21 protein-coding genes are annotated in these 23,705 nt (G+C 69.3%); 13 read left to right on the top strand and 8 right to left on the bottom strand.

Going from position 1 to position 23,705, the window contains the following annotated elements; translation table 11 throughout:
- Positions 1–91 precede the first annotated feature (91 nt).
- Positions 92–412 carry a hypothetical protein gene (locus AC3WTD_RS00800; protein WP_027494075.1) on the top strand — a complete coding sequence of 107 codons (321 nt, stop codon included), beginning with the start codon at positions 92–94 and terminating at the stop codon, positions 410–412.
- Positions 413–419: 7 nt separating this feature from the next.
- Here the strand turns inward: AC3WTD_RS00800 and AC3WTD_RS00795 are convergent, their stop codons facing one another.
- The 3 genes from AC3WTD_RS00795 to secB all read right to left on the bottom strand — a co-directional run bounded on the left by AC3WTD_RS00795 (position 420) and on the right by secB (position 5,087).
- Positions 420–3,437 carry a DEAD/DEAH box helicase gene (locus AC3WTD_RS00795; RefSeq protein ID WP_492612727.1) on the bottom strand — a complete coding sequence of 1,006 codons (3,018 nt, stop codon included), beginning with the start codon at positions 3,435–3,437 and terminating at the stop codon, positions 420–422.
- Positions 3,438–3,548: 111 nt separating this feature from the next.
- On the bottom strand, positions 3,549–4,574 hold the full coding sequence (locus tag AC3WTD_RS00790) for an NAD(P)H-dependent glycerol-3-phosphate dehydrogenase (protein WP_027494073.1): 1,026 nt from the start codon (positions 4,572–4,574) through the stop codon (positions 3,549–3,551).
- A 9-nt stretch (positions 4,575–4,583) separates the two neighbouring features.
- A complete protein-coding gene (gene secB, locus AC3WTD_RS00785; protein ID WP_027494072.1) occupies positions 4,584–5,087 on the bottom strand; it encodes a protein-export chaperone SecB in 504 nt (167 codons plus the stop codon).
- Between the two features lie 295 nt (positions 5,088–5,382).
- Between secB and rpmB the strand changes: the two genes are divergently transcribed.
- Both rpmB and rpmG read left to right on the top strand, forming a co-directional pair.
- Entirely contained in the window at positions 5,383–5,619 is a 237-nt protein-coding gene (gene rpmB / locus AC3WTD_RS00780) for a 50S ribosomal protein L28 (RefSeq protein ID WP_008438513.1), read from the top strand.
- Positions 5,620–5,630: 11 nt separating this feature from the next.
- Positions 5,631–5,798: a 50S ribosomal protein L33 gene (rpmG, locus tag AC3WTD_RS00775; RefSeq protein WP_008438511.1), complete on the top strand. Its 168-nt coding sequence runs from the start codon at positions 5,631–5,633 to the stop codon at positions 5,796–5,798.
- A gap of 296 nt (positions 5,799–6,094) precedes the next feature.
- Here rpmG and AC3WTD_RS00770 read toward each other — a convergent pair whose 3' ends face one another.
- Positions 6,095–7,288 (bottom strand): DesA family fatty acid desaturase, encoded by a 1,194-nt coding sequence (locus AC3WTD_RS00770; RefSeq protein ID WP_027494071.1) that lies wholly within the window; start codon positions 7,286–7,288, stop codon positions 6,095–6,097.
- Between the two features lie 174 nt (positions 7,289–7,462).
- On the opposite strand from AC3WTD_RS00770, the gene AC3WTD_RS00765 reads away from it, so the two are divergent.
- From AC3WTD_RS00765 to AC3WTD_RS00740, 6 genes are all read left to right on the top strand, one after another.
- Positions 7,463–8,227, top strand: a complete 765-nt coding sequence (locus tag AC3WTD_RS00765) for an ABC transporter ATP-binding protein (RefSeq protein ID WP_492612726.1) — start codon at positions 7,463–7,465, stop codon at positions 8,225–8,227.
- Complete coding sequence (locus AC3WTD_RS00760) at positions 8,224–8,994, top strand: ABC transporter permease (RefSeq protein WP_492612725.1); 771 nt, start codon at positions 8,224–8,226, stop codon at positions 8,992–8,994. The genes AC3WTD_RS00765 and AC3WTD_RS00760 overlap by 4 nt, the downstream gene beginning before the upstream one ends.
- On the top strand, positions 8,994–10,349 hold the full coding sequence (locus AC3WTD_RS00755) for a GldG family protein (protein ID WP_492612724.1): 1,356 nt from the start codon (positions 8,994–8,996) through the stop codon (positions 10,347–10,349). Before AC3WTD_RS00760 ends, AC3WTD_RS00755 begins: the two co-directional genes overlap by 1 nt.
- A gap of 3 nt (positions 10,350–10,352) precedes the next feature.
- A complete protein-coding gene (locus AC3WTD_RS00750; RefSeq protein ID WP_492612723.1) occupies positions 10,353–10,844 on the top strand; it encodes a hypothetical protein in 492 nt (163 codons plus the stop codon).
- Positions 10,845–10,860: 16 nt separating this feature from the next.
- Positions 10,861–11,688: a bifunctional DNA-formamidopyrimidine glycosylase/DNA-(apurinic or apyrimidinic site) lyase gene (gene mutM / locus AC3WTD_RS00745; protein ID WP_492612722.1), complete on the top strand. Its 828-nt coding sequence runs from the start codon at positions 10,861–10,863 to the stop codon at positions 11,686–11,688.
- 250 nt (positions 11,689–11,938) lie between these two features.
- Positions 11,939–12,538, top strand: coding sequence for a nitroreductase family protein (locus AC3WTD_RS00740; RefSeq protein WP_027494065.1), 600 nt, complete (start codon positions 11,939–11,941; stop codon positions 12,536–12,538).
- A 110-nt stretch (positions 12,539–12,648) separates the two neighbouring features.
- Here AC3WTD_RS00740 and AC3WTD_RS00735 read toward each other — a convergent pair whose 3' ends face one another.
- The 3 genes from AC3WTD_RS00735 to AC3WTD_RS00725 all read right to left on the bottom strand — a co-directional run bounded on the left by AC3WTD_RS00735 (position 12,649) and on the right by AC3WTD_RS00725 (position 15,505).
- Positions 12,649–13,416 carry a hypothetical protein gene (locus tag AC3WTD_RS00735; protein WP_492612721.1) on the bottom strand — a complete coding sequence of 256 codons (768 nt, stop codon included), beginning with the start codon at positions 13,414–13,416 and terminating at the stop codon, positions 12,649–12,651.
- Positions 13,417–13,438: 22 nt separating this feature from the next.
- Complete coding sequence (locus tag AC3WTD_RS00730) at positions 13,439–14,071, bottom strand: thymidine kinase (protein WP_492612720.1); 633 nt, start codon at positions 14,069–14,071, stop codon at positions 13,439–13,441.
- Between the two features lie 123 nt (positions 14,072–14,194).
- A complete protein-coding gene (locus AC3WTD_RS00725) occupies positions 14,195–15,505 on the bottom strand; it encodes an NAD(P)/FAD-dependent oxidoreductase (protein ID WP_492612719.1) in 1,311 nt (436 codons plus the stop codon).
- A 103-nt stretch (positions 15,506–15,608) separates the two neighbouring features.
- Here AC3WTD_RS00725 and AC3WTD_RS00720 point away from each other — a divergent pair, with 103 nt between their 5' ends.
- On the top strand, positions 15,609–17,591 hold the full coding sequence (locus AC3WTD_RS00720) for a UvrD-helicase domain-containing protein (protein WP_492612718.1): 1,983 nt from the start codon (positions 15,609–15,611) through the stop codon (positions 17,589–17,591).
- A gap of 132 nt (positions 17,592–17,723) precedes the next feature.
- Here the strand turns inward: AC3WTD_RS00720 and AC3WTD_RS00715 are convergent, their stop codons facing one another.
- Positions 17,724–18,755, bottom strand: coding sequence for an AI-2E family transporter (locus AC3WTD_RS00715; protein ID WP_027494060.1), 1,032 nt, complete (start codon positions 18,753–18,755; stop codon positions 17,724–17,726).
- A 128-nt stretch (positions 18,756–18,883) separates the two neighbouring features.
- Between AC3WTD_RS00715 and AC3WTD_RS00710 the strand changes: the two genes are divergently transcribed.
- From AC3WTD_RS00710 to plsB, 3 genes are all read left to right on the top strand, one after another.
- Positions 18,884–19,783 (top strand): 5'-nucleotidase, lipoprotein e(P4) family, encoded by a 900-nt coding sequence (locus tag AC3WTD_RS00710; protein WP_492612717.1) that lies wholly within the window; start codon positions 18,884–18,886, stop codon positions 19,781–19,783.
- Between the two features lie 295 nt (positions 19,784–20,078).
- On the top strand, positions 20,079–20,987 hold the full coding sequence (locus AC3WTD_RS00705) for a hypothetical protein (RefSeq protein WP_492612716.1): 909 nt from the start codon (positions 20,079–20,081) through the stop codon (positions 20,985–20,987).
- Between the two features lie 31 nt (positions 20,988–21,018).
- Complete coding sequence (gene plsB, locus AC3WTD_RS00700; RefSeq protein ID WP_027494057.1) at positions 21,019–23,685, top strand: glycerol-3-phosphate 1-O-acyltransferase PlsB; 2,667 nt, start codon at positions 21,019–21,021, stop codon at positions 23,683–23,685.
- The last annotated feature ends 20 nt before the right edge of the window (positions 23,686–23,705 follow it).

Here is a 23,705-nt window from a genome sequence, read left to right as displayed (position 1 = left end):
TCGCTGAACCGCGCCGCCGCGCATCATGAAAACTTAATCACCGCCGTGCATGCGCGCGGTAGGCTCGGATCAACTGTCCACGGAGCCTTCCATGCGCCGCCTCGTCGCCAGCCTGCCGCTTGCCCTGCTGCTTGCCGCCTGTTCGCCCTCGCCGGCACCGCCGCCATCCGACACCGCCGGCCCATCCGCACCGGCCAACGCGGCACTGGGCTCGCCCGAATGGTATGCGTGGGTCGACCGCTCGCTGCAGATCGCCGACGACGGCCACGGCCCCAGCCACGGCTCGGATGCATGGAACCGGGCGGTGCAGGCCAAACTGGGCCAGGAAGCGCCGCAATCGCAACCCGGCTCGCCGCAGTGGCAGCAGGCGGTGGACGCGCTGCTGCGCACGCGTCTGCGGCCATCGTCCTGAGGCAGGCTCAGTCCGGCGCCAGCAGCGTGTCCAGGTCGCCCTCGTCGAAGCTGAGCCTCTCGCGGCTGCCGCCGCCTTCGAGCACGGCCGCAGCCAGTTCGGCCTTGCGCTCCTTCAGCTGCTCGATGCGTTCCTCCACCGTGCCCGAGGTGATCAGGCGGAACACGAACACCGGCTTGTCCTGGCCGATGCGGTGCGCGCGGTCGCTGGCCTGCGCCTCGGCGGCGGGATTCCACCACGGGTCGTAGTGGATCACGGTGTCGGCGGCGGTGAGGTTCAGGCCCACCCCGCCGGCCTTCAGCGAGAGCAGGAACAGCGGCACTTCGCCATTCTGGAAACGCTGTACCGGCTCGGCGCGGTCGCGGGTGTCGCCGGTCAGGGTGACGTAGCGGATGCGCCGGCGGTCGAGCTCGGCGGCGATCAGTTTCAGCATGCCGGTGAACTGCGAGAACAGCAGCACCTTGCGCCCTTCGTCGAGCAGCGCCGGCAGCATGTCCATCAGCAGCTCGAACTTGGCCGACTCGTGCACGCCGCGCGCGGCTTCCAGTTTCACCAGCCGCGGATCGCAGCAGACCTGGCGCAATTTCAGCAGCGCGTCCAGCACCACGATGCCAGAGTGCGCGATGCCGCGCTGCGCGATCACCTCGCGCAGTTCTTCCGCCAGCGACAGCCGCAGGCCTTCGTAGAGGTCGCGCTGGCGGCCTTCCAACACCACGCGGCGGGTGATCTCGGTCTTCGGCGGCAGCTCCCTGGCCACCTGTGCCTTGGTCCGACGCAGGATGAACGGCGCGATGCGCAGGTTCAGCCGCTGCTGGCATTCCTCGTCGTGCTGCTTCTCGATCGGGAGGCGATAGAAGCGGCGGAACGCGCCTTCGTCGCCGAGCAGCCCGGGCACCGCCAGGTCGATCTGCGACCACAGCTCGCCGAGGTGGTTCTCCAGCGGCGTTCCGGTAAGGCAGACGTAGCGTGACGTGCGCAGGCTGAGCAGCGCACGCCGCGCCTGCGTGCGCGGGTTCTTCACCTGCTGCGCCTCGTCCAGCACGATCAGCGCGAACGGCTGCCTGCGCAGCGCGACCACGTCGCGCGGCAGCAGCGCATAGCTGGTCAGCACGATGTCCTGCGCGCCCAGCTGGGCGAACTCCTCGGCCCGCTGCGGCCCGTGCAGGGTCAGCACGCGCAGCATCGGCGCGAAGCGTGCGATCTCCGCCTGCCAGTTCGGGATCAGGCTGGTCGGCACCACCACCAGCGCGGGCTGGCCCAGTGCGCCGCCCTGCTTCAGCGCCAGCAGGTGGGTGATCAGCTGCAGCGTTTTGCCCAGGCCCATGTCGTCGGCCAGCACGCCGCCGACGCCGGCCTCGGCCAGCGCGTTGAGCCAACGCAGACCTTCGCGCTGGTACGGGCGCAGCTCGACGGTGAGCCCGTCGGGCACCGCGTCGCTGGCGCGCTCGGCGGCGTCGCGCAGGCGCGCGGCGAAACCGAGCAGCGGCTCGGCCGCCTCCAGCGTGCCGTCACCGGGCATCGCCGCGGCGAGTTCCTCCAACCGGCCGGCCTGCACGCGCGGCAGGTGCAACCTGCGGCGCGGTTTCTCCAGGTACTCGGCCAGCGGCGCCAGCAGGCCGCGCAGTTCCTTCAGGCGCACCGGCACGCGCCGGCGCGCATCGACCGGCGCGTACCACACCGCGTCTTCCGGCTCGTTGGGCGCCGGGCGCAGGTTCAGCTGGTGCTCGGCCAGCGCCTGCGCCACCGCAGGCAGCAGGTTGTGGCGCTCGCCGTCCAGCTCGATGCCGATTTCCAGGTCGAAGGCGTGGTCGTCGGCGTCTTCCACCGCGTGGCCGTACCAGTGCACCGGACCTTCCAGCACCTCGAACGGAAAGCTCGGCGCGTACTCGACCTGGAAATTTTCCACTTCGAGTTTCGGCCGCAGCGCCAGCCAGCGTGCCGGCGTGTTGACCTCCAGCGCCCCGGCGTAGCCGGTGCCGGGGAACAGCCAGGCGTCGTCGGGCAGCGTTTCGGCCACGTCCCACGGCAAGCCTTCGGTATCCACGCCGGGGGTGAGTCCGGCGCGTTCGAGCTGCTCCATAGCCGACAATTCCTCGGCGCGGCGGCGGGTAATCTCGACCAGCTGGCCGTTGCGCACGCGCCGCACCAGCGGCTCACCGCCGCGCGCGGGCAGGCGCTCGCCGGCATAGTCGAAGGCCAGCCGCGCGTAGCCCAGCGGTGGCGTGCCGGCGGCCAGCCGCACGTGCCGGGTCAGCGCGTGCAGGGTCAATACGGGCTTGGGCGCCAGCGCCGAGCGGCGCACTTCATCGAACACCTGCGGCAACGGCACCCGCGTGGCCAGCCGGCTGCCGGCCAGGCGATTGCGCAGGCTGCGGCCGTACTCGTGCTTCAGCGGCGGCAGCTCCAGCCAGCGGGTTTCCTCGACCGCCGCGTCGAAGCGGCCCACGGTGGCGCATTCGGCATCGAGGTACCACAGCCCGTCGATGCGCAGCAGGCGCTGGTTGTGCGGCAGCACCGGCAGCAGGCGCTGGCTGCCGTCCGCTTCCAGCTGCCAGTGCCAGTTGAGCGGATGCGACTTGCCGCGCGACAGCCGCAGCCCGGCCAGGCCACCGAGGAAGCACGGCGCGGTATCCAGGATCTCGGCCAGCAGGGTGTCGCCGACAGGGCTGCCGAGGCGCGCATAGCTGCGGCCCTTGCGCACGCTCTGCGGCAGGCCGAGCATGGTCGCGGCCAGGCGTTGCTCGTGCAGCTCGAGCGGCGACTGCGCCAGGTGCCGGCTGTCCAGCGGCACCGGCCGCGCGTGGCGGCCGTGCTCGACCACCGCCAGCAGCACCGGCGCCACGTCCAGCCGGGCGAACGCGGCGCCGTCCTCCGGCATCACTTCCAGGAAAAACCCCAGCACGCCGTGCTCGTCGACCACGGCCGGCTTCGGCGCGGCCAGCAGCCGCCGCCATGCCTGCGGCAGGGCTTCGTCATCGCCGGATGGCGCGATGGCGGCGTGGGGTTTCCCGTCCGGTTGCTGCATGCGCGTACGGTCCGTGGCGACAACCAAAACGTTGAGCTTAGCAGCGCGACGGCAGGATGCGACGGTCGAAAACGCACCCGGGCCGAAGCGCCCAGGCACGCGGCGTGCGGCTTACGCGGTACCGAACAGCCCGTGCGGGTATTCCGGCTTCTGCTCGCGCGCCATCAGCGCCTTGAGCCCGTCGGTCGGGGTGACCTCGCCGTGCAGCACGGCGCGCACGCCGGCGCTGATCGGCAGGTCGAGGCCATGCTTGTCGGCCAGCCGCGCCACCTCATCGGCGGTGAGGATGCTTTCCACCACTTGGCCGATCCGCCGTACCGCCTCGTCGATCGCCACGCCCTGGCCCAGCGCCAGGCCAAGCCGGCGATTGCGCGAGAGATCGCCGGTGCAGGTCAGTACCAGGTCGCCCAAGCCGGACAGGCCGATCAGCGTCTCCGGCCGCGCACCCAGCGCCACGCCCAGGCGCAGCATCTCGTTCATGCCGCGGGTGATCAGGCCGGCGCGGGCGTTCAGCCCCAGCTGCATGCCGTCGGCGATGCCGGTGGCCACCGCCAGCACGTTCTTCATCGCACCACCCAGCTCGGCGCCGAGCACGTCGCCGCCGGAGTACGCACGCAGGTTCGGCGCGTGCAGCAGGGTGGCCAGCCGCTGCGCGAACGCCGCGTCGTCCGAATGCACGGTGACCGCGCTGGGCAGGCCGGCGGCGACTTCCTTGGCGAACGACGGGCCGGTGATCACCGCTGCGGCGCGACCCGGCAGCCGTTCGGCCACCAGCTCGTGCAGAAAGCGACCGGTGCCGGGCTCGAAGCCCTTGGTCGCCCAGGCGATCGCGGTGCCGGCATCGAGCAGCGGCGCGATCTCGTCCAGCATCGAGGCGAATGCATGGCTGGGCACCACGATCAGCACGATGCCGGCGCCGCGCACGGCGGCGGCCAGGTCGGCTTCGTAGGTGAGCTCTGCCGGCAGCTCGGTGTCCGGCAGGTAGCGCTGGTTGCGGCGGCGGGCGGCCATCGTCGCCAATGCCTCGCGGTCACGCCCCCACAGTGTGGTCGGCACGCCGTTGCGGGCGGCCAGCGCCGCCAGCGCGGTTCCCCAGGAGCCGGCCCCAAGGACGGTCAGCTTCGGGTTTTCGGCCATCGACACGGCTCAGCTGTTGAGCGTGACCGGCGCGTCGTCGCCGCCCATCATGCGGCGCTGCTGCTCGGCGAACAGCGCATCGAAGTTGATCGGCTGCAGCAGGAACGGCGGGAAGCCGCCTTCCAGCACCAGCGAGGAGATCACCTGGCGGGCGTACGGGAACAGCAGGTTCGGGCAGTAGCTGCCGATGATCCCGGCGTGGTCCATCTCGCTGAAGCCGGCGATGCCGAACAGGCCGGCCTGCTCCACCTCGGCGAGGTAGGCGGTGCGCTGGCCGACGGTGCAGGTCAGGGTGAGGCTGAGCACCACTTCGTACAGATTGTTGCCGAGGTCGGTCGCCTTCTGGCCCAGGTTCAGCTGCACCTGCGGCTGGTCCTTCTCGTCGAGCTCCTGGAAGATCTGCGGCGCATTCGGCGCCTCGAAGGACACGTCCTTCACGTAGATCTTCTGCATCACCAGTTGCGGCTGACTGGCCTGGCCGTTGGCCTGGTCGTTGGTGATCTCTTGTGCCATCGGGGATTCCTCGGGTCTGGGTCGTGTGTACAAAAGAGGCTGATTGTTCCATACATCCCCGCAGTGCGCACGCCAACCGACGCCGGCGGAACCCCGCAAGATTGCGCCGGGACTGGTTTTTCTGCGAGAATGCGCGGCTCGCCTCTGTCGGCCCGGTGTTTCCGGGCGGTCCGCCACGCGGTACGGACCTCACGATCATGCGTTGCGACAACTCCAGCATCGCGTGGCGCCTGGCGCCGCTGGGCCGATCGCACCCTGGCCAACGGGTGTCCAAAAACAATTACGGAGGCAAGTCATGGCCCGTGTATGTCAAGTCACCGGCAAGGGTGCGCAGAGCGGCAACAACGTCTCGCACGCCAACAACCGGACCCGTCGTCGCTGGTTGCCGAACCTGCATGAGCGTCGTTTCTGGGTGCCCAGCGAGAACCGCTGGATCAAGCTGCGCGTTTCCAACAATGCCCTGCGCACGATCGACAAGAATGGCATCGAGGCCGTGATTGCCGAGATGCGCGCCCGCGGCGAAAAGGTCTAAGGAGATCCGTCATGGCCAAGACTGCAAACGACAAGATCCGCATGATCTCCTCGGCCGGTACCGGCCACTTCTACACCACGCAGAAGAACAAGAAGAACACGCCGGAAAAGTTCGAGTTCAAGAAGTACGACCCGGTCGTGCGCAAGCACGTGATCTACAAGGAAGGCAAGATCAAGTGACGTTCTGACCCGCTCGCGCTCCGCGCGAGCGGCTCTGTCAGAACGTCATCCCTGCGTAGGCAGGGATCGCTTCGGCTCTTGCACCCGCATCTGCCGCAGCAACACGACACCTCAAGGAGAACCCGCCCGCGTAGCGGGTTTTCTTTCGTCGCCCGATTCGCCATTGCGGTACGGGCACCGGACACGCCAGCGGCACCAATTACCACAAGCGAGGCATCCCCAAGGCCCCGCCGCCCCAAAAAAAACAAAACCCGCCATTCGGCGGGTTTTGTTTTGCCGGAATCTGTCGCGGCCGCTCAGGCCGCCGCGACGCTGTAGCCCTTGAGCCGCTGCGCGAATTCCTGCAGCGAGCGGATGCCGCTTTCCTCAGCCTCGCGGATCCACTGCTGCAGGCCCTTCAGCGCCTGCTCGGCGCCGCGCTGTTCCATCAACGCCGCCAGACGGGTGCGGAACTCGCACACGGTCTTCAGGGTCGGGCGCTTGGCCAGCACGGCCTGCAGGCGGTCGCGACTTTCGCTGTCCAGCCAGCGGCCGCCGTCGGCCAGCGCACGGCGCATGCGGCGCGGCACCGCCTTGATGTTCTCGCCGGCATGGGCCGCTTCGTCGCGCAGGGTGGGCACGATCACGTTGCGGTAGTAGTCGGTCATCGCCTGGAAGCGGTGGGTGAGCACGGCCTTCAGCGTGTCGGCGTCGGGCAGGCGCACGTTCGGACGCACGTCCAGCGTGGGCGCCACGCGCAGCACCTTGGCCAGACCCACCTTCTGCAGCGCGCAGATCACCACCCAGCCGATGTCGAACTCCCACTTGCGCAGGGCGAACTTGGCCGAACTGGGGAAGGCGTGGTGGTTGTTGTGCAGCTCCTCGCCGCCGATCCAGAAGGCCCACGGGATCAGGTTGGTGGCAGTGTCGGCGCTCTCGAAGTTGCGGTAGCCCCACCAGTGGCCGATGCCGTTGACGAAGCCGGCGGCCCAGAACGGGATCCAGATCATCTGCACCGCCCACAGCGCGGCGCCGATCACGCCGAACAGCGCCAGGCTGATCACCAGCATCAGCGCCGGGCCCCAGTACGGATGGCCGGTGTAGAGCTTGCGCTCGATCCAGTCGTCCGGGGTGCCGCGGCCGTACTTCTCCAGGTCTTCCTTCACGTAGCTGGCGTCGCGGTACAGCGACACGCCATCCCAGAACACCTTCTTGATGCCGTAGATTTGCGGGCTGTGCGGATCCTCCGCGGTCTCCACCTTGGCGTGGTGCTTGCGGTGCACCGCCACCCACTCGCGGGTGACCATGCCGGTGGTGAGCCAACCCCAGAAGCGGAAGAAGTGCTGCACCAGCGGGTGCAGGTCCACCCCGCGGTGGGTCTGGCAGCGGTGGTAGTAGATCGTCACCGTGAAGATGGTGAGCTGGGTGACCACCAGCATGTAGACGAGGATCTGGCCCCAACTGGCATGGGCGAGACCGTCGTTCAGGAAATCCAGTACAGCGTCGAGCATGGAAAGCACCGGGTGAGGGATGGAATGCAGTGTAGATTGAGGGCTTCCATACCCGCCAGCACGGCGAACCACGAATGATAGCAGTCGGTCAAGAGCCGGACGCTAAAGTGACGTTATCCACGCCCGCGGCCTGCGCCTGTTGTCTAACGATGGGGGCGCCGTGACAATCACGCAATGACCTCGTCGCCTGCCGATTCATCCCCTCCCGTCCTGCGCCTGCACCGGCTCAGCCGCCGCCGCGCCGGCCGCGCCGCCGTGCAGGATCTCAGCCTGGAGCTGCAAGCCGGCCAGGTAATGGGCCTGCTGGGCGTGAACGGCGCCGGCAAGTCCACCACCTTGTCGATGATCGCCGGCGCACTGAAGCCCGACAACGGCAGAATCGAGCTGAGTGGCGAGGATTTTCTGGAACAGCCGGAACTGGCCCGCACGCAGATCGGCTGGCTGCCGGAACGCGCGCCGGTGTGGGCCGAGCTGAGCGTCGAAGAGCATCTCGACGCGCATGGCCGCTTGCGCGGATTGAACGGCGCCGCGCTGCGCCAGGCGCGCAGCGCGATCATCGCGCGGCTGGAGCTGCAGCCGCTGGCCCGGCGCCTGGCCGGCGTGCTGTCGCAGGGCCAGCGCCAGCGCCTCGGCCTGGCCTGCGCGCTGCTGCACCGCCCCGCCCTGCTGGTGCTGGACGAGCCGGCCAACGCGCTCGACCCGGTGCAGGTCGCCGCGCTGCGCACGCTGATCCGCGAGCAGGCCGCGGCCGGCACCGCGGTGATCCTGTCCACCCACCTGCTGGCCGAGGTCACCGCGGTGTGCGACCGCGTGGCGATCCTGCACGAGGGCACGCTGCGCCACGATGGCCCGGTGCGCGCCGACGACCACGCCGCGCTGGAAAAAACCTTCTTCGGCATCGCGATGAACGGCGGCACCGCACCGGCGCGCGCCGCATGAGCCATGCTTTCGCGAACACCGTCGCCGTGACGCGACTGGAATGGCGCCGCCTGCTGGTGCGTCCGCTGGCCTGGGTGCTGGCGGCGCTCACCGTAGCGTGGCTGGCGTGGAACTTCACCCTGCTGCTGGGCGGCTTCCTGGCCGGGCAGATCCAGCGCGCCGCGCTGCCGGACGGCCCCGGCTTCACCGACCTGGTCGGCGTGCCGCTGCTGGCCCAGCTGGCCCAGCTGGCGTTCCTGGTGGTGCCGCTGCTCACCATGTCGACGCTCGCCGGCGAGCGTCGCAACGGCACCCTGCCGCTGCTGTTCGCCGCGGGCGTGCCGGCCTGGCGCATCGTGCTGGGCAAGTACCTGGCGGTGCTGGCCTGGCTGCTGCTGTGGCTGGCACTGGCACTCGCGATGCCGCTGGCGCTGATGCACGCCACCCACTTCGACTGGGGCAAGCTGGCCGCCGCCACGCTGGGCCTGGCGCTGATGCTGGCGGCGCTGGCTGCGGTCGGCGTGGCCTGTTCGAGTTTCGCCTCGCATCCGGCGCTGGCCGCCGCCGCCGCGCTGGTGATCGCGCTGGCGCTGTGGAGCGTGAACCTGGGCGCGCAGATGGCCGGCGTCAACGGCGGCGCGATCAACTGGCTGGCGATGAGCACGCACCTGCAGCCGTTGCTGCGCGGGCTGGTCTCGAGCACCGACCTCGTCTGGTTCGCGCTGCTGATCGTGCTGGCGCTGGCGCTGGCCACGCGCCGGCTCGACGCCGACCGGGAGCGCGGCTGATGCGCCATCTATTCAGACGTCTGGACGGCTGGCTGTTCGCGCTGCTGCTGGTGCTGGCGGCCGCGGCGCTCGGCTACCTCAGCACGCGCTACGCGCACCAGGCCGACTGGACCGCAAACGGCCGCAGCAGCCTGTCGGCGGAAAGCCGCGCGGTGCTGGCCCGATTCGACGGCCTGGTGGAGATCACCAGCTACGCCAACCCGCAGGGCAACCTGCGCCAGACCGTGGCCGGCTTCCTGCAGCGCTACCAGGCGGTGAAGAGCGACCTCACGCTGCGCTTCGTCGACCCGCAGCTGGACCCGGCGAAGATGCGCGAGCTGGGCATCACCGTCGACGGCGCGTTGATCCTGCACTACAGGGATCGCGAGCAGCGGCTGGACGAGCTGTCCGAGCGCAGCCTCACCAACGCGCTGGAACGGCTGCTGCGTGGCAGCGACCGCATCGTGGCCTTCGTCACCGGCGACGGCGAACGGCGCGCCGACGGCCAGGCCAACGCCGACCTCGGCACCTTCATCACGCAGCTGGAAGCGCGCGGCTTGCGCGCGGTGCCGCTGAACTTCGCGCAGGTCAGTGCGGTGCCCGAGCACACCGACCTGGTGGTGCTGGCCAGCCCGAGCCTGGCGCTGCCGCCGGGCGCGGTGCAGGCGCTGGTCGCCTACGTGCAGAACGGCGGCAACCTGCTGTGGCTGAGCGAGCCGTCGAACGACGATCTCGGCCTCGCTCCGCTGGCCTCCGCGCTCGGCGTCCGTGTGCTGCCGGGCGTGCTGGTCGACGGTTCCGGCGCCGCGCTGGGCCTGCACGACCCGCGCCTGATCGCGCTGGGCAGCTACCCGCCGCAGGCGATCACCCGCGGCTTCACCTTGACCACGCTGTTCCCGCAGGCCTCCGCGCTGGCCCAGCTGGCGCAAGGCGACTGGGCGGCCAAGCCGTTCCTGCGCTCCGGCGCGCAGAGCTGGACCGAGTTCCAGCCGATCGACAACAGCAGGCCTTCGGACATCCGCTACGACGCCGACGCCGGCGAACTGAAGGGCCCGCTGGACTTCGGCTTCGCGCTGAGCCGCTTGTCGCCCAGCCCGGACAAGAGCGAGCAGCGCGCGGTGGTGATCGGCGACGGCGACTTCCTCTCCAACACCTTCCTCGGCAACGGCGGCAACCGCGCGCTGGGCGAGCGCGTGTTCGACTGGCTGCTGGGCGACGACAAGCTGGTCCAGCTGCCGCCGCGCGGCGCGCCGGACCGGCTGCTGCAGATCTCGCAAGCCGAACTGAACACGCTCAGCATCGGCTTCCTGGTCGTGCTGCCGCTGTTGCTGCTGCTGGCAGGCGGCCTGATCGCTTGGCGCCGGCGGCGGCGCTGAGCGATGAAGCGCGCCACCCGCCAGCGCCTGCTCCTGTTGCTCGCCGTACTGGCCTTGTCGTCACTGGCCGGCTGGCAATGGCAGCGTGACGCACACCATGAAACCGGCGACCTCACCACGCTCGATCCGGCCGGCATCAGCCGTATCGTGCTGACCCTGCCCGGCGCGCCGACCCTGCACTACGAAAAGCGCGATGGCCACTGGTGGCGCGTCGACGGCACGACGGCACGGGCCGTCGATGCCCGGCTCAACGACCTCGCCGACACCGCCGCCGCGCCAGTGCTGAGCTGGCGTCCGGCCAGCGACTTCAAGCCGGCGAAGATCGGGCTGGCGCCGCCGCGCGCCGTGTTGCAACTGGACGGCCAAATGCTGGAATTCGGCGAGTTGTCAGTCACCGGCCCGCAGCACTACGTGCGGGTAGGTCAGCGGGTTGCGCTGGTATCGTCGCGCTACATGCCGCGCTCGCCGGCGACGGCGACCACCGAGCTGCACTGAATCGCGGGATCACGCCTTGCCCGAACTGCCCGAAGTCGAAACCACCCGCCGCGGCATCGCACCGTACGTGGTCGGCCGCCGCGTCACCGGGGTGCTGCTGCGCCGGCCCGACCTGCGCTGGCCGATCCCGCCGGAAATCACGACGCTGCTGCCCGGCCAGCGCATCGACGCGGTGGAGCGCCGCGCGAAATACCTGTTGCTGCACACCGAGGCCGGCAGTGCGCTGCTGCACCTGGGCATGAGCGGCGTGCTGCGCGTGCTGCCAGAGGACGCGCCCGTCGGCAGGCACGACCACGTCGACATCGCGCTGGAGCGCACGAATGCGCAGGCGCCGCGCCTGCTGCGCTTCACCGACCCGCGCCGCTTCGGCTGCCTGCTGTGGCAGCCGCCCGGCACCACCCACGAGCTGCTCGCCGGACTTGGGCCCGAACCGCTCACCGACGCCTTCGACGGCGACCTGCTGTGGCGGCGCTCGCGCGGCCGCACGGCGGCGGTGAAACTGTTCCTGATGGACAACGCCGTGGTCGTCGGCGTGGGCAACATCTACGCCAGCGAAGCGCTGTTCCGCGCCGGCATCGACCCGCGCAAGCCGGCCGGCAGCGTCTCGCGGGTGCGCTACGCACGGCTGGCCGCCGAGGTGAAACGCCTGCTGGCCTGGGCCATCGAACGCGGCGGCACCACCCTGCGCGACTTCCTCGCCCCCGACGGCGCGCCCGGCTACTTCTTCCGGGAGTTGATGGTCTACGGCCGCACGGGCGAACCGTGCCGTACCTGCGCCACGCCGATCAGGCAGGTCACGCTGGGGCAACGCTCGACGTTCTGGTGCCCCCGCTGCCAGCGGTGACGCGCGCGGCGCCCCGTTCATTCATCGTTCCCCTGCGGAAACGGACTAGCCACAAATCGCCAGCTACCCAGGCCGCGCGACGAACCTAACATAGCGGTCGTGGATCGCGATGTTGCGCGGACGGGCAGCAAACCGGAAACCCGGTCCGGCCCGGCAACGCAAAGCGGCTGAAAGCCGACTTTTTCCCGAAAGCCCGCTTGTTGCGCGCCGCGATTCCCATGCATCGAACCCACATGCCCGAGGAATCACCATGAACAGCCCCCTGATCGAAAAGCTCAAGCAGCGCCGCACCCAGTACGCGCTGGGCAGGAACGTATCGCTGGACAAGGAAGCCCTCACCAGCCTGATCAAGGAAGCGATCCGGCACACGCCTTCGCCGTTCAACTCGCAAAGTTCGCGCGCGGTGATCCTGTTCGGCAAGCAGAGCGAGCAGTTCTGGGAACTGACCAAGCAGGAGCTGAGCAAGATCGTGCCGCCCGAGGCGTTCGCCAACACCGTCGCCAAGCTGGACGGCTTCGCCGCCGGCATCGGCACCGTGCTGTTCTACGAGGACCAGTCGGTGGTGAAGGGCATGCAGGATCAGTTCGCGTTGTACGCGGACAACTTCCCGATCTGGTCCGAGCAGAGCAGCGGCATGGCCCAGTTCGCCGTGTGGCTGGCGTTGACCGAGGCCGGCGCGGGCGCCAGCCTGCAACATTACAACCCGGTGACGGACGAGGCGGCCCGCAAGGAATGGAACGTACCGGCGTCGTGGAAGCTGCGCGCGCAGATGCCGTTCGGTTCGAACGAAGGCGGCTTCGGCGAGAAGGCCTTCATGGACGACGCGCAGCGCTTCATCATCAAGAGCTGAGCCGGCACCCCACGCGCACGCTCGAAGGGGGCGACACCCGTGTCGCCCCCTTCGTCGTCATGGCGGCCGGCTCTTTCCGGCAAGCACGGCGGCGCTGCCGTCGCGGGCCTTCATTCCGCCCAGCGGAACTCAACGTGGGTGTTGTTGAACTCGGGGTCGTCGAGGCTGCCGCCCGGCTGCGCCACCAGGCCGCCGGGGATGCCGTCGACGTCGAGTTGCTGGCCGGCGCTGAAGTGCGCGCCCAGCGACAGCAGTTCCACCAGCTTCTCGCACAGCACGCCGGCGCGGTCGAGATCGCGTTCGGGCACGTGGCGCAGGCTGAGGTCGGGGCGGCCGAACTTGCGCATGCCGCGGGTGTGCACCCAGGAGCGGTCGCCGCCCTCGTCGCTGCGCAGAATCAGCACGTGGTTGCGCGGCGGCGCGCCGTCCTTGATCAGGTAGTGGCGACGCCAGTGCTCGGCGTCGAACAGGGTGAGGATCTGCGGGTCGAGGATCGCGCTGCCGCCCACGTCGAGCATGCCGGCCAGCACGCCCAGCGTGTCGCGCAGGTAGTCGAGGCTGGCGCCGTCCTTGAGCACGCCGCGCACCACCAGCACCTCGGGCGCGATGCGCGCTTGCTCGTACACCTCGGGCGTGTCCTCCCTGATCAGCTGGCCCAGCGCGCCGTGCAGCGGATAGCCCTCCCACTGGCGCAGCACCGCGTTCTGGAAGCGCTGGATCTCCACGCCCGCGGGCAAGCCGGGACTGCCGTAGCGCGGCGACGGGATCTGCAGCTCCGGCGCGAACTTGCCGAACACGTAGAACTGCAGCACCACCTCGTTTTCGCCGGGCTGCCAGTACGGCCGCGGCCAGCTGACGGGGGGAGTGGCTTCGCTCATGCGGATTCCTTGATGGCTCGGTTCATTCGCGCTCACCCAGCGGCAGCACGGTCTGCTGCAGCTCGATGCGGCCGGTGCCCTCGCTGATCTTCTTGAACTCGGCGCGACTCACCGAGACATAGCGTTCGTTGCCGCCGATCTCAACCTGCGGCCCGTCGGTGACGGCACGCCCATGCTCGTCCACACGCACCACCATGGTCGCCTTGCGCCCGGTGTGGCAGATCGTCTTGATCTCCTGCAGCTCGTCGGCCCAGGCCAGCAGGTAGCGGCTGCCCTCGAACAGCTCGCCGCGGAAGTCGGTGCGCAGGCCGTAGGCCAGCACCGGGATGCCGAGCCGATCGACCACGTCGCTGAGCTGCCACACCTGCGCCTTGCCGAGGAACTGCGCCTCGTCGACGAACACGCAGTGCAGCGGGCCGTGCGCGGCGATGTCGGCCTCCACCAGCGTCAGCAGGTCCTCGTCGCCAGGGAAGCGCCGCGCGGTCGCCTTCAGGCCGATGCGCGAGGCCACCACGCCATCACCGAAGCGGTCATCCAGCGCCGGGGTGAGGATCAGCGTGCGCATGCCGCGCTCGTGGTAGTTGTACGCGCTCTGCAGCAGCGTGGTGGTCTTGCCGGCGTTCATCGCCGAGTAATAGAAGTAGAGCTTGGCCATTGGGAGCCGGGATTCGGGATTCGGGATTCGGGATTGGCAAGAGCGGTGCTGCGGCCAAACCGTGCTCCCAGTTTCTCACAGGCGCCCGGTCGCGAGAGCTGCGGCTCTTCCCGTTCCCTGTTCCTATTCCCCGCCCAAAGGCGCGCGCGCCTGGGCCAGGCGGTCGCGGCGTTCGGCGCGGCTGCGGCGCCAGTCGTGCAGGCACAGGATCGCGTAGACCAGCTTGAACAGCTGCAGCCGCCACAGCACCTTCGGCGTGTCGAACAGGTCGCCGGCCAGCATCGAGATCACCGCCTGCTCCAGCTGCCAGGTGTTGCGCGGCGAGCGCAGCATCTGCCGCATCACCGGCCCGTTGAAGCGGTGGATGAAGAACGCGAAGCGTGCCATGCCCTTGCGCTGGCGCCGCTCCAGCCGGCGCAGCAGGGCCCGCTCGCACCGCGGTTCGCGCAAGGCCGCATCGACCAGCTCGGCGACCCGCTCCGCGCCATCCATCGCCAGGTACACGCCGGAGGAAAACACCGGATCGAGGAAGGCGAATGCATCGCCCACCAGCACCCAGCCCGGGCCGCCCATGCGGGTCGCGTCGTAGGAATAGTTGCCGGTGACATGCACCTCGTTGCCGATCAGCCCGGCGCGCTCGACACGCTGCCACAGCGCCGGGTTGAGTCTCAGCGTATCGAGCAGGAACTCCACCGTGCGGCCCTTGCGCTGCTTCAGGTAATCCGGCCGGCACACCGCGCCCACGCTCATCACCCCGTCGGGCAGCGGGATCATCCACATCCAGCCATGCGCGAAGCGGTAGATGCTGACGTTGCCGGCATCTTCGCCGTCGCGGCGGTCGGCGCCGCGGAAGTGGCCGAAGATTGCCGCACTCTGGTGCCGGGCGCTCTTGCGCCGCAGCTTCATCTTCGTCGCCAGCAGCGCATCGCGGCCGCTGGCATCCACCACGTAGCGCGCCCGGATCGCGTAGTCGCGGCCGTCGTCGGTGCGCACCTCCAGCCGGCTCTCACGCGGGCCGCGCTGCTCCACCCGCCGCACCTCGTGCCCTTCGCGCGCGTCGGCGCCGCAGCCGCGCGCATGCTGGTACAGCATCCGGTCCAAATCCTGCCGCCACACCTGGTACGCATGCGGCGGGCTGTGTCCGATCGCGCGGGCGAACGCGTAGACGTTGTAGCCGCACGCGTCGTCCGTCTCGAAATCCGCGCCGCGCTTGAACACGCCCAGCTCGCGCACCTTGTCCAGCACGCCCAGCCGCTCGAACACCGGCAGGTTCATCGGCAGCAGCGATTCGCCGATGTGGAAGCGCGGGTGGCGCGCCTTCTCCAGCGCAATCACCTTGTAGCCGCGGCGCGCCAGCAGGGTGGCGGCGGTACTGCCGCCGGGGCCGCCGCCGATCACCGCCACGTCGCACTGCTCGACTTCCAGTTCCGCCATGCCATTCCCCGGACTGTGCGCGCACCCGATTATGGCCGAAGCTGGCAGGTGCGCCAGCGGCGCTCTGCTACCATCGACCGCCGCCTCACGCCTCGCCCGATCCATGCTCAATCCGCAACAACTGGCCGCCGTCGAACACTGCGATACCCCGCTGCTGGTGCTGGCGGGCGCGGGTTCCGGCAAGACCAGCGTGATCACGCAGAAGATTGCCTACCTGATCCAGCGTCGCAAGCTGGCCGCCTCGAAAATCGCCGCGATCACCTTCACCAACAAGGCCGCGCGCGAGATGCGCGAGCGCGTGGCGAAGCTGATCAGCAGCGAGGATGCCGCCGCGCTCACGGTGAGCACGTTCCATGCGCTGGGGCTGAAGTTCCTGCAGATCGAGCACGCGCGCGCAGGCCTGCGCCGCGGCTTCTCGGTGCTGGACGCGGACGACAGCGAGGGCATCGTGAAGGAGTTGGCGCCGAAGGGCGCCAAGCCCGACGTGCTGTTCGGCCTGCGCAACCTGCTCAGCCGTGCGAAGAACGGCGGGCTGTCGCCGGAAGAGGCGCTGGCCGCCGCGCGCAGCCCGCGCGAGCTGGAGGCGGCGACGATCTACGAGCTGTACCAGGCGCGCCTGGCCACGTTCAACGCGGTGGATTTCGACGATCTGATCCGGCTGCCGCTGCGCATCCTTGAAAGCGACGACGAATGCCGCGACGCCTGGCGCGAGCGCCTGCGCTACCTGCTGGTGGACGAGTACCAGGACACCAACGACGCGCAGTACCGCCTGCTCAAGGTGCTGGCCGGCGAACGCGGCCACATCACCTGCGTGGGCGACGACGACCAGTCGATCTACGCCTGGCGCGGCGCCAACCCGGAGAACATCGACCAGCTCGGCCGCGACTGGCCGAACCTGCGCGTGATCAAGCTGGAACAGAACTATCGCTGCGGCCGGCGCATCCTGCGCGCAGCGAACGCGCTGATCGCGCACAACCCGCACAGCCACGAGAAGAAGCTGTGGAGCGAGCACCCGGAAGGCGCGCCGATCCGCGTGCTGGAGTGCAAGGAAGCCGAGCACGAGGCCGAGAAGATCGCCTCGATCGCCACCACCCTGGCCGAGAAGCACAAGGCGCGCTGGGACGACATGGCGATCCTCTACCGCGGCAACTTCCAGGCGCGGGTTCTTGAAAAAGCTTTACGTCTGGCGCGCATTCCGTACCACCTCACCGGCGCCTTGAGCTTCCTCGACCGCGCCGAGGTGAAGGACCTGCTGTGCTACCTGCGCCTGCTGACCAACCCCAGCGACGACGCCGCGTTCCTGCGCGTGGTCAACGTGCCGAAGCGCGAGATCGGCGCGACCACGCTGGAGAAGCTGGGCCAGCTCGCGCAGTCGCGCCACTCGTCGCTGCTCGACGCCACCCGCAGCGACGGTGTGCTGCGCCAGCTCACCCCGCGCCCGGCCGCGGCGCTGGCTTCGTTCGCGAACCTGCTGGACGAACTACGCAGCGCCTCGCTGCACCAGAGCGCGGCCGACCTGGTCGAACTGATCCTGAAACGCACGGGTTACGCGGCGCAGATCGCCGCCGGCACCACCGACGCGACGGTGCGCGAACGCAAGCTGGGCAACCTGAAGGAACTGGCCGACTGGTTCCGCGCGATGCAGAAGGGCGGCAACAGCGCCGGCGACCTCGCCTCGCAGCTGGCCCTGCTCAGCCACGCCGACCGCGACGAACCCGGCAACGCGGTGCGCATGATGACCCTGCACGCGGCGAAGGGGCTGGAGTTCCGCTTCGTCTTCATCGTCGGCTGCGAGGACGGCACGCTGCCGCACGAGGGCGCGCTGGACGAAGGCCGTGTCGACGAGGAGCGCCGGCTGATGTACGTCGGCATCACCCGCGCCAAGGAACTGCTGACGCTGTCGTGGTCGGCCAAGACCAAACGCTACGGCGAGGTCCACAACAACCAGCCCAGCCGCTTCCTGCACGAGTTGCCGCAGGCCGACCTGCACTGGCAGGGCAAGGACCCGGAAGCGGACAAGGAAGTGACCCGCGAGACCGCCGAGTCGCACATGGCGCGGATCAAGGCGATGCTGGCCGGCGGCTGATTGGCGCGGGATTCGGGAGACATCGCCCGCCAACGGACACCTGCCGCCGACGCGCGCTTTTGTAGGAGCGCACCCTGTGCGCGATGCTCTGATGTCGAACGGAGCCAAGAGCATCGCGCACAGGATGCGCTCCTACAGCAGGCCCTCCGCTTCCAGCTCGCTCTTCAGGTACGCATAGTAGATCGGCGCGGCGATCACCCCGGGCAGGCCGAACGCAGCCTCCATCAGCAGCATGGCCACCAGCAGCTCCCACGCGCGGGCACGGATCTGGGTGCCGACGATGCGCGCGTTGAGGAAGTACTCCAGCTTGTGGATCAGCACCAGGAAGACCAGTGCGGCGATGCCCACGCCCAGCGACACCGACAGCCCGACCACGGTGATCGCGGTGTTGGAGATCAGGTTGCCGAGCACCGGCAGCAGGCCAACCACGAAGGTCACCACCACCAGCGTCTTGGCCAGCGGCACGTGGATGCCCATCAGCGGCAGCAGGGCGAGCAGGAAGACCGCGGTGAACAAGGTGTTGATCAACGAGATCTTGATCTGCGCGAACACGATGTTGTGGAACGCCTCGGCCAGCCGCTGGCAGCGCAGGCTCAGCGTCGCCGCCAGCGGGCCCATCTGGTGCGCCGGACGGGTGCGGCTCAACGCCACGATCGCGCCCAGCACCAGGCCGATCAGGATGTGCAGCAGCACGCGCACCACGCCCTTGCCCGCCAGCTGCAACGTGGCCGCGTGCTTGTGCGCCAGCTCGATCGCGCCCACGCGCAGGTCGTCGACGCTGTCCGGCAGGTTGTTCACCAGGATCGGCGGCAGCTGCTGGCGCGCCTTTTCCACCAGCGGCATCAGCTGCTGCTGCCACAGCAACTGCGGGTTGCCGATCTCGCGCTGGAACACGCTGATCGCGCCAAGGATCAGCAGGATCAACAGGCCCACCACCACCGCGCCGAGCAGCGCGACCACCACCACCCGCGCGCGGTCGCCGGGAATGCGCCGGCCCAGCAGCGGCACCATCGTCTGCACCAGCTCGAACACCAGCAGGCCGGCCAGCAGCGCCGGCAACAGGTGGATCTCCACGATCAGCAACAGCGCCGTGGCCGCCAGCAGGTAACTCGCGTAGCGGACGACCGTCGAAGGCGGGCGCAGGGCGGGCAAGCTGGAGTCCATGCGAAATGAAACCGTGGGAAGCGGGAGCGCCAGTCTGTCAGCAGGCCGCCGTGGCTGCCAGCCCTGCCATGGGGCTGTCGTAAACTGCGTTCATTGTTTCGCTTCGATTATTTCCAGGGAACGCCTTCATGCCGTTGCGTCTTTCCACGTCGCTGCTCGCGTTGGCCCTGCTGGCCGGCTGCGCCAGCGCTCCCCGCCATCCTGCGGCCGTGGCGACGCCCGCTGCGCCGGCCCCGGCGGCAACCACGGTCAGCGTCGCCGCCAACGACAACCTCAACGCGGTGGCGTGGAGCCAGACCGCGATCGAACACGACCTGATCTACCTGCAGACCTACCGCGACGCCCAGACGCGCCTGCTCGCCGCCATGAAGGACCGCCAGTGGGACGCGCTGGCCAAGGACGACCGCGTGGCGCCGGCCGGCGGCCTCAGGCCGGCGGTGGTGCTGGACATCGACGAGACCGTGTTGGACAACTCGCCGTACCAGGCGCGCCTGGTTCGCAGCGGCGGCGAATACAACGAGGCGGACTGGGCCGAATGGTGCAAGCAGGAAAGCGCCAGGGCGCTTCCCGGCGTGGTCGAGTTCACCCGGTTCGCCGCCAAACACGGCATCGCCGTGCTCTACGTGTCCAACCGCGCCAAGGACCTGGACCAGGTCACCCTGGCCAACCTGCGCAAGGCCGGCCTGCCGGTCTCCGGCCCGGAGGCGTTCCTCGGCCTGGGCACCTTCGTCGAAGGCTGCGAGCAGGTCGGCACCGAGAAGGGCTGCCGGCGCCAGCTGATCAGCCGCAAGTACCGCGTGCTGATGCAGTTCGGCGACCAGATCGGCGACTTCGTAACGGTGCTGGCGAACAATGCCGCCGGTCGCCAGCGGGCGATGGCGCCGTATATGGGCTGGATCGGCTCGCGCTGGTTCGTGTTGCCGAATGCGACCTACGGTTCGTGGGAGCCAGCGCTGTTCAACAACAACTGGTCCGCGCCGCTGGAGCAGCGGCGTCGGCAGAAGATCGACGCGCTACGCTACGAGTAGAGAAAACATCTTTCAGAAACAGCGGATTATGAGGTAATGCAAAAGCATTGCCTCAACTTTAACGAGCGGGTAATATTTGACCCGCCAACACCTGCTGACCAAGATCTTTGCAGGCAAGGCCATTTCCCTTCCGGCTCCGCCGGATTTCCCCGCGAGGCCAACGCCCGCGGGGTTTTCTTTTCCGGCCCCGCGAAAACTCGCGCCGCGCCCTTGTTTCGCGACCGCCGTGGCCCTTACCCTGCGCGCTCACCCGCCCCGTGGCGCCTGCTCCGCCACCATCCACCGCGAGACGCCGATGCGACTTCGCCATGCGATGCTGATGCTGCTTGCCGCGCTGCTGCTGGGCGCCTGCCACGGCAGGGACGAGGCGGCACAAGCCGGCGGCAGCACGCCGCAGGCGGCGCTGCAGGCCTCGATCGACCTGCTCAAGGCCGGCGACTTCGACCGGTTGTGGAAGCACGCGCTGCCGCCGGCCGACTATGCCAACCTGCGCGCCGACTGGCGCCTGCAGCAGCGCGATGCGCAGCCGACCAGCGCCGAGGACCGCGCCCGCCTCGACCAGTCCATGCGCAAGCTCACCGGCCCGGACGCCGAGAACCAGCTGTACGCCGAGCTGCAACCGAAGCTGGCCGCGATGGAGCTGCAGTACCACGACCAGCTGCCGGTACTGATCAGCATGGGCGAGGCCACGCTGAAAAGCGCCATCGCGCAGAGCCGCACGCTCAGCGACGCGCAGAAAACCCAGCTCGACGGCGCGCTCGACGCGCTGCTGCCGTGGGCGCAGCAGACGCCGTGGTTCGACCAGGCCCGGGCGAAGCAGGCGGTCGGCGTGGCTGTGGCGACGGCGCGCCAGCTGGACCTGAAGGACCCCGACCAGCTGCACGCGATGGATTTTGACGCCAGCATGGCCAAGTACGCCGTCGCCTGGAGCGGCCTCAAGCGGTTGCTGGTGATCTACGGCCTGTCGGTGGACGACACGCTCGACTCCGTGCGGCTCACCCCGCTCACCAACACGGCCGGCCGCGCGGTGGTCAGGGTCGACTACACCCTGCTCGGCAAGCCGCTGTCGGCCGAAACGGCGCTGGTGCAGGAGAACAGCCGCTGGTACAGCGAGGACCTGTTGCACAATGCGCGCCGCTCGCACCGCCAGCTGCAGCAACAGGCGGCACCAGCCACCGCCGCCAGCGCCGTTGCGAAAGACTGAACGACGCAGCCGTTAGAATGGACGGATGCAAATGACTACCGCCGCGGACTCCCCCGCCCGCCCTCGCGCCCCCTGGTGGTTCAACCTGGCCGGCCAGCTGCTGCAGCCATGGGTGCGCATCCGCCGCGACCCGGCCGAGCCTGCCGCCCTGCTGCAGGCCGGCGTGCCGGTCTGCTATGTGATCGAGCGCGATGGTTTTTCCGACGCGCTGATCCTGCAGCGCGCCTGCCGCGAGGCCGGCCTGCCCAACCCGATGCAGCCACTGGCCGGGACCCGCCGGCGGCGCTCGGTGTTCGCGCTGGCGCGGCGCGACGGCAGCCTGCTCGGCCGCAACCGCAAGCGCAATCCGAACGAGGCGCTGCGGCAGCTGGTCCACTCGCTGGAGGGTCTGCCCGAAAGCGACATCCAGATCATGCCGGTATCCATCTATGTGGGCCGCGCGCCCAGCCGCGACAGTGGCTGGTTCCGCGTGCTGTTCTCGGAAAACTGGGTGATGGTGGGCCGCTTCCGCCGCATGCTGGCGCTGCTGCTGAACGGACGCGACACGGTGGTGCATTTCTCCACGCCGGTGTCGCTGCGCCAGACCCTGGAAGAATCGGGCGGGATCACCCCCGAGCGCTTCGCCCGCAAGGTCTCGCGGGTGCTGCGCACCCACTTCCACCGCATCCGCGCCGCGGTGATCGGGCCGGACCTGTCGCACAAGCGCACGGTGGTCGACGCGGTGCTGAACGCCGAGCCGGTGCGTGCGGCGATCGCCGCCACCGCGGCGAAGGAGAAGATCAGCCACGCCAAGGCCTGGCGCAAGGCGCATCAGCTGGTGCTGGAGATTGCCGCCGACTACTCGCACCCGGTGGTGCGCTCGGCCTCGTTCCTGCTGTCCAACTTCTGGAACAAGCTGTACGACGGCATCGCCATGCACCACTTCGACAAGGCGCGCGCCGCCGCGCCCGGCCACGAGGTGATCTACGTGCCCTGCCACCGCAGCCACGCCGACTACCTGCTGATGAGCTACCAGCTGCACGTGTCCGGCGTGGTAGTGCCGCACATCGCGGCAGGCGTGAACCTCGACCTGCCGTTGATCGGACCGATCCTGCGCCGCGGCGGCGCGTTCTTCCTGCGCCGCAGCTTCCGCGGCAACGCGCTGTACTCGGTGGTGTTCAACGAATACGTGGCGCAACTGATCGACCGCGGCGTGCCGATGGAATACTTCATCGAAGGCGGCCGCTCGCGCACCGGGCGGCTGCTGGCGCCGCGCGCCGGCATGCTGGCGATGACCATCCGCGCGTTCCTGCGCGCGCCGCGCCGGCCGGTGCTGTTCCAGCCGGTCTACATCGGCTACGAGAAGCTGATGGAGGGCAAGAGCTACATCGGCGAGCTCAGCGGCCAGCCGAAGGAGAAGGAGTCGCTGCTCGGCCTGCTCAAGGGACTCAAGGTGCTGCGCCAGCGCTACGGCCACGTGGCGCTGAATTTCGGCGAACCGATCGAGCTGACCCCACTGCTGGACGCGGCCAGCGACCATTGGCGCAGCGCCGGCACCGATCCCGAGGCGAAGCCGGAATGGCTGGGCGCGGTGACCGACCGCCTCGCCAAGCAGATCCAGGTCAACATCAACCGCGCCGCCGACGTCAACCCGATCAACCTGCTGGCGCTGGCCCTGCTGGCCACGCCGAAGCACGCGATGGCCGAGAGCGACCTGCTGACCCAGCTCGACCTGGGCAAGGCGATGCTGGAGGAACTGCCGTACTCGGACCGCATCACGCTGACCCCGATGAACCCGGCGGCGATCATCGCCTACGGCGAGCAGATGGGCTGGATCCAGCGCGTGCAGCACCCGCTCGGCGACGTGCTCACCGCCACCGGCGAGCGCGCGGTGCTGCTCAGCTACTTCCGCAACAACGTGCTGCACCTCACCGCCACCGCCGCGTGGGTGGCGTGCTGCTTCCTCAACAACCGGCGCATGTCGCGCTCCTCGATCCTGCGGCTGGGCCGGATCATCTACCCGTTCATCCAGGGCGAGCTGTTCCTGCCGTGGGACGAGGACGGCTTCGTCGCACAGTTGCAGGCCACCATCGACTTCTTCGTGCGCCGCGGCCTGCTCGAAGCGGTCGCCGACGGCCGCGTGCTGGAACGCAGCCCCGGCCAGGACGACGGCGCGTTCCAGCTCAGGGTGATCGCGCGCAGCCTGATCCAGGCCTTCGAACGCTACTACATCACCATCGCCGCGCTGGTCAAGAACGGTCCGCACACGCTGACCGGCGCCGAGCTGGAGAACGCCTGCTCGCTCACCGCGCAGCGACTGTCCCTGCTCAACGAGCTGACCGCGCCGGAGTTCTTCGACAAGGCGTTGTTCCGCGGCTTCATCCAGAAGCTGCGCGAGCGGCGCATCGTGTGGACCGACGACGCCGGCAAGCTCGACTACGACGCCTCGCTGGAAGGCATGGTGCGCGACGCGCGGGTGATCCTTTCGCGCGAGGTGCGCCACTCGATCCTGAAGATCACCCCCGGCGGCGACAAGGAGCCGGCGGCGGGCGATCCGGCCGTCGCCCCCGACGCACTGCCCGCCGACGCCGCGGCGACGGACCTGCATCGACGCCACGTCGACACCGAACAGCACGAGCACGAGCGGCGCAGCGGCAGCGATCGCCGCCTGCCCGACGCCACCGAGCCGCCGCCCACGCACCGCGATGCCGCCGAGTAGGATGGCCGCACTGCCACCAG

The organism is Rhodanobacter sp. FW106-PBR-R2A-1-15 (assembly GCF_058789735.1).
Note: the sequence above shows the minus strand (reverse complement) of the source record. Positions and strands in the feature narration are given on the sequence as shown.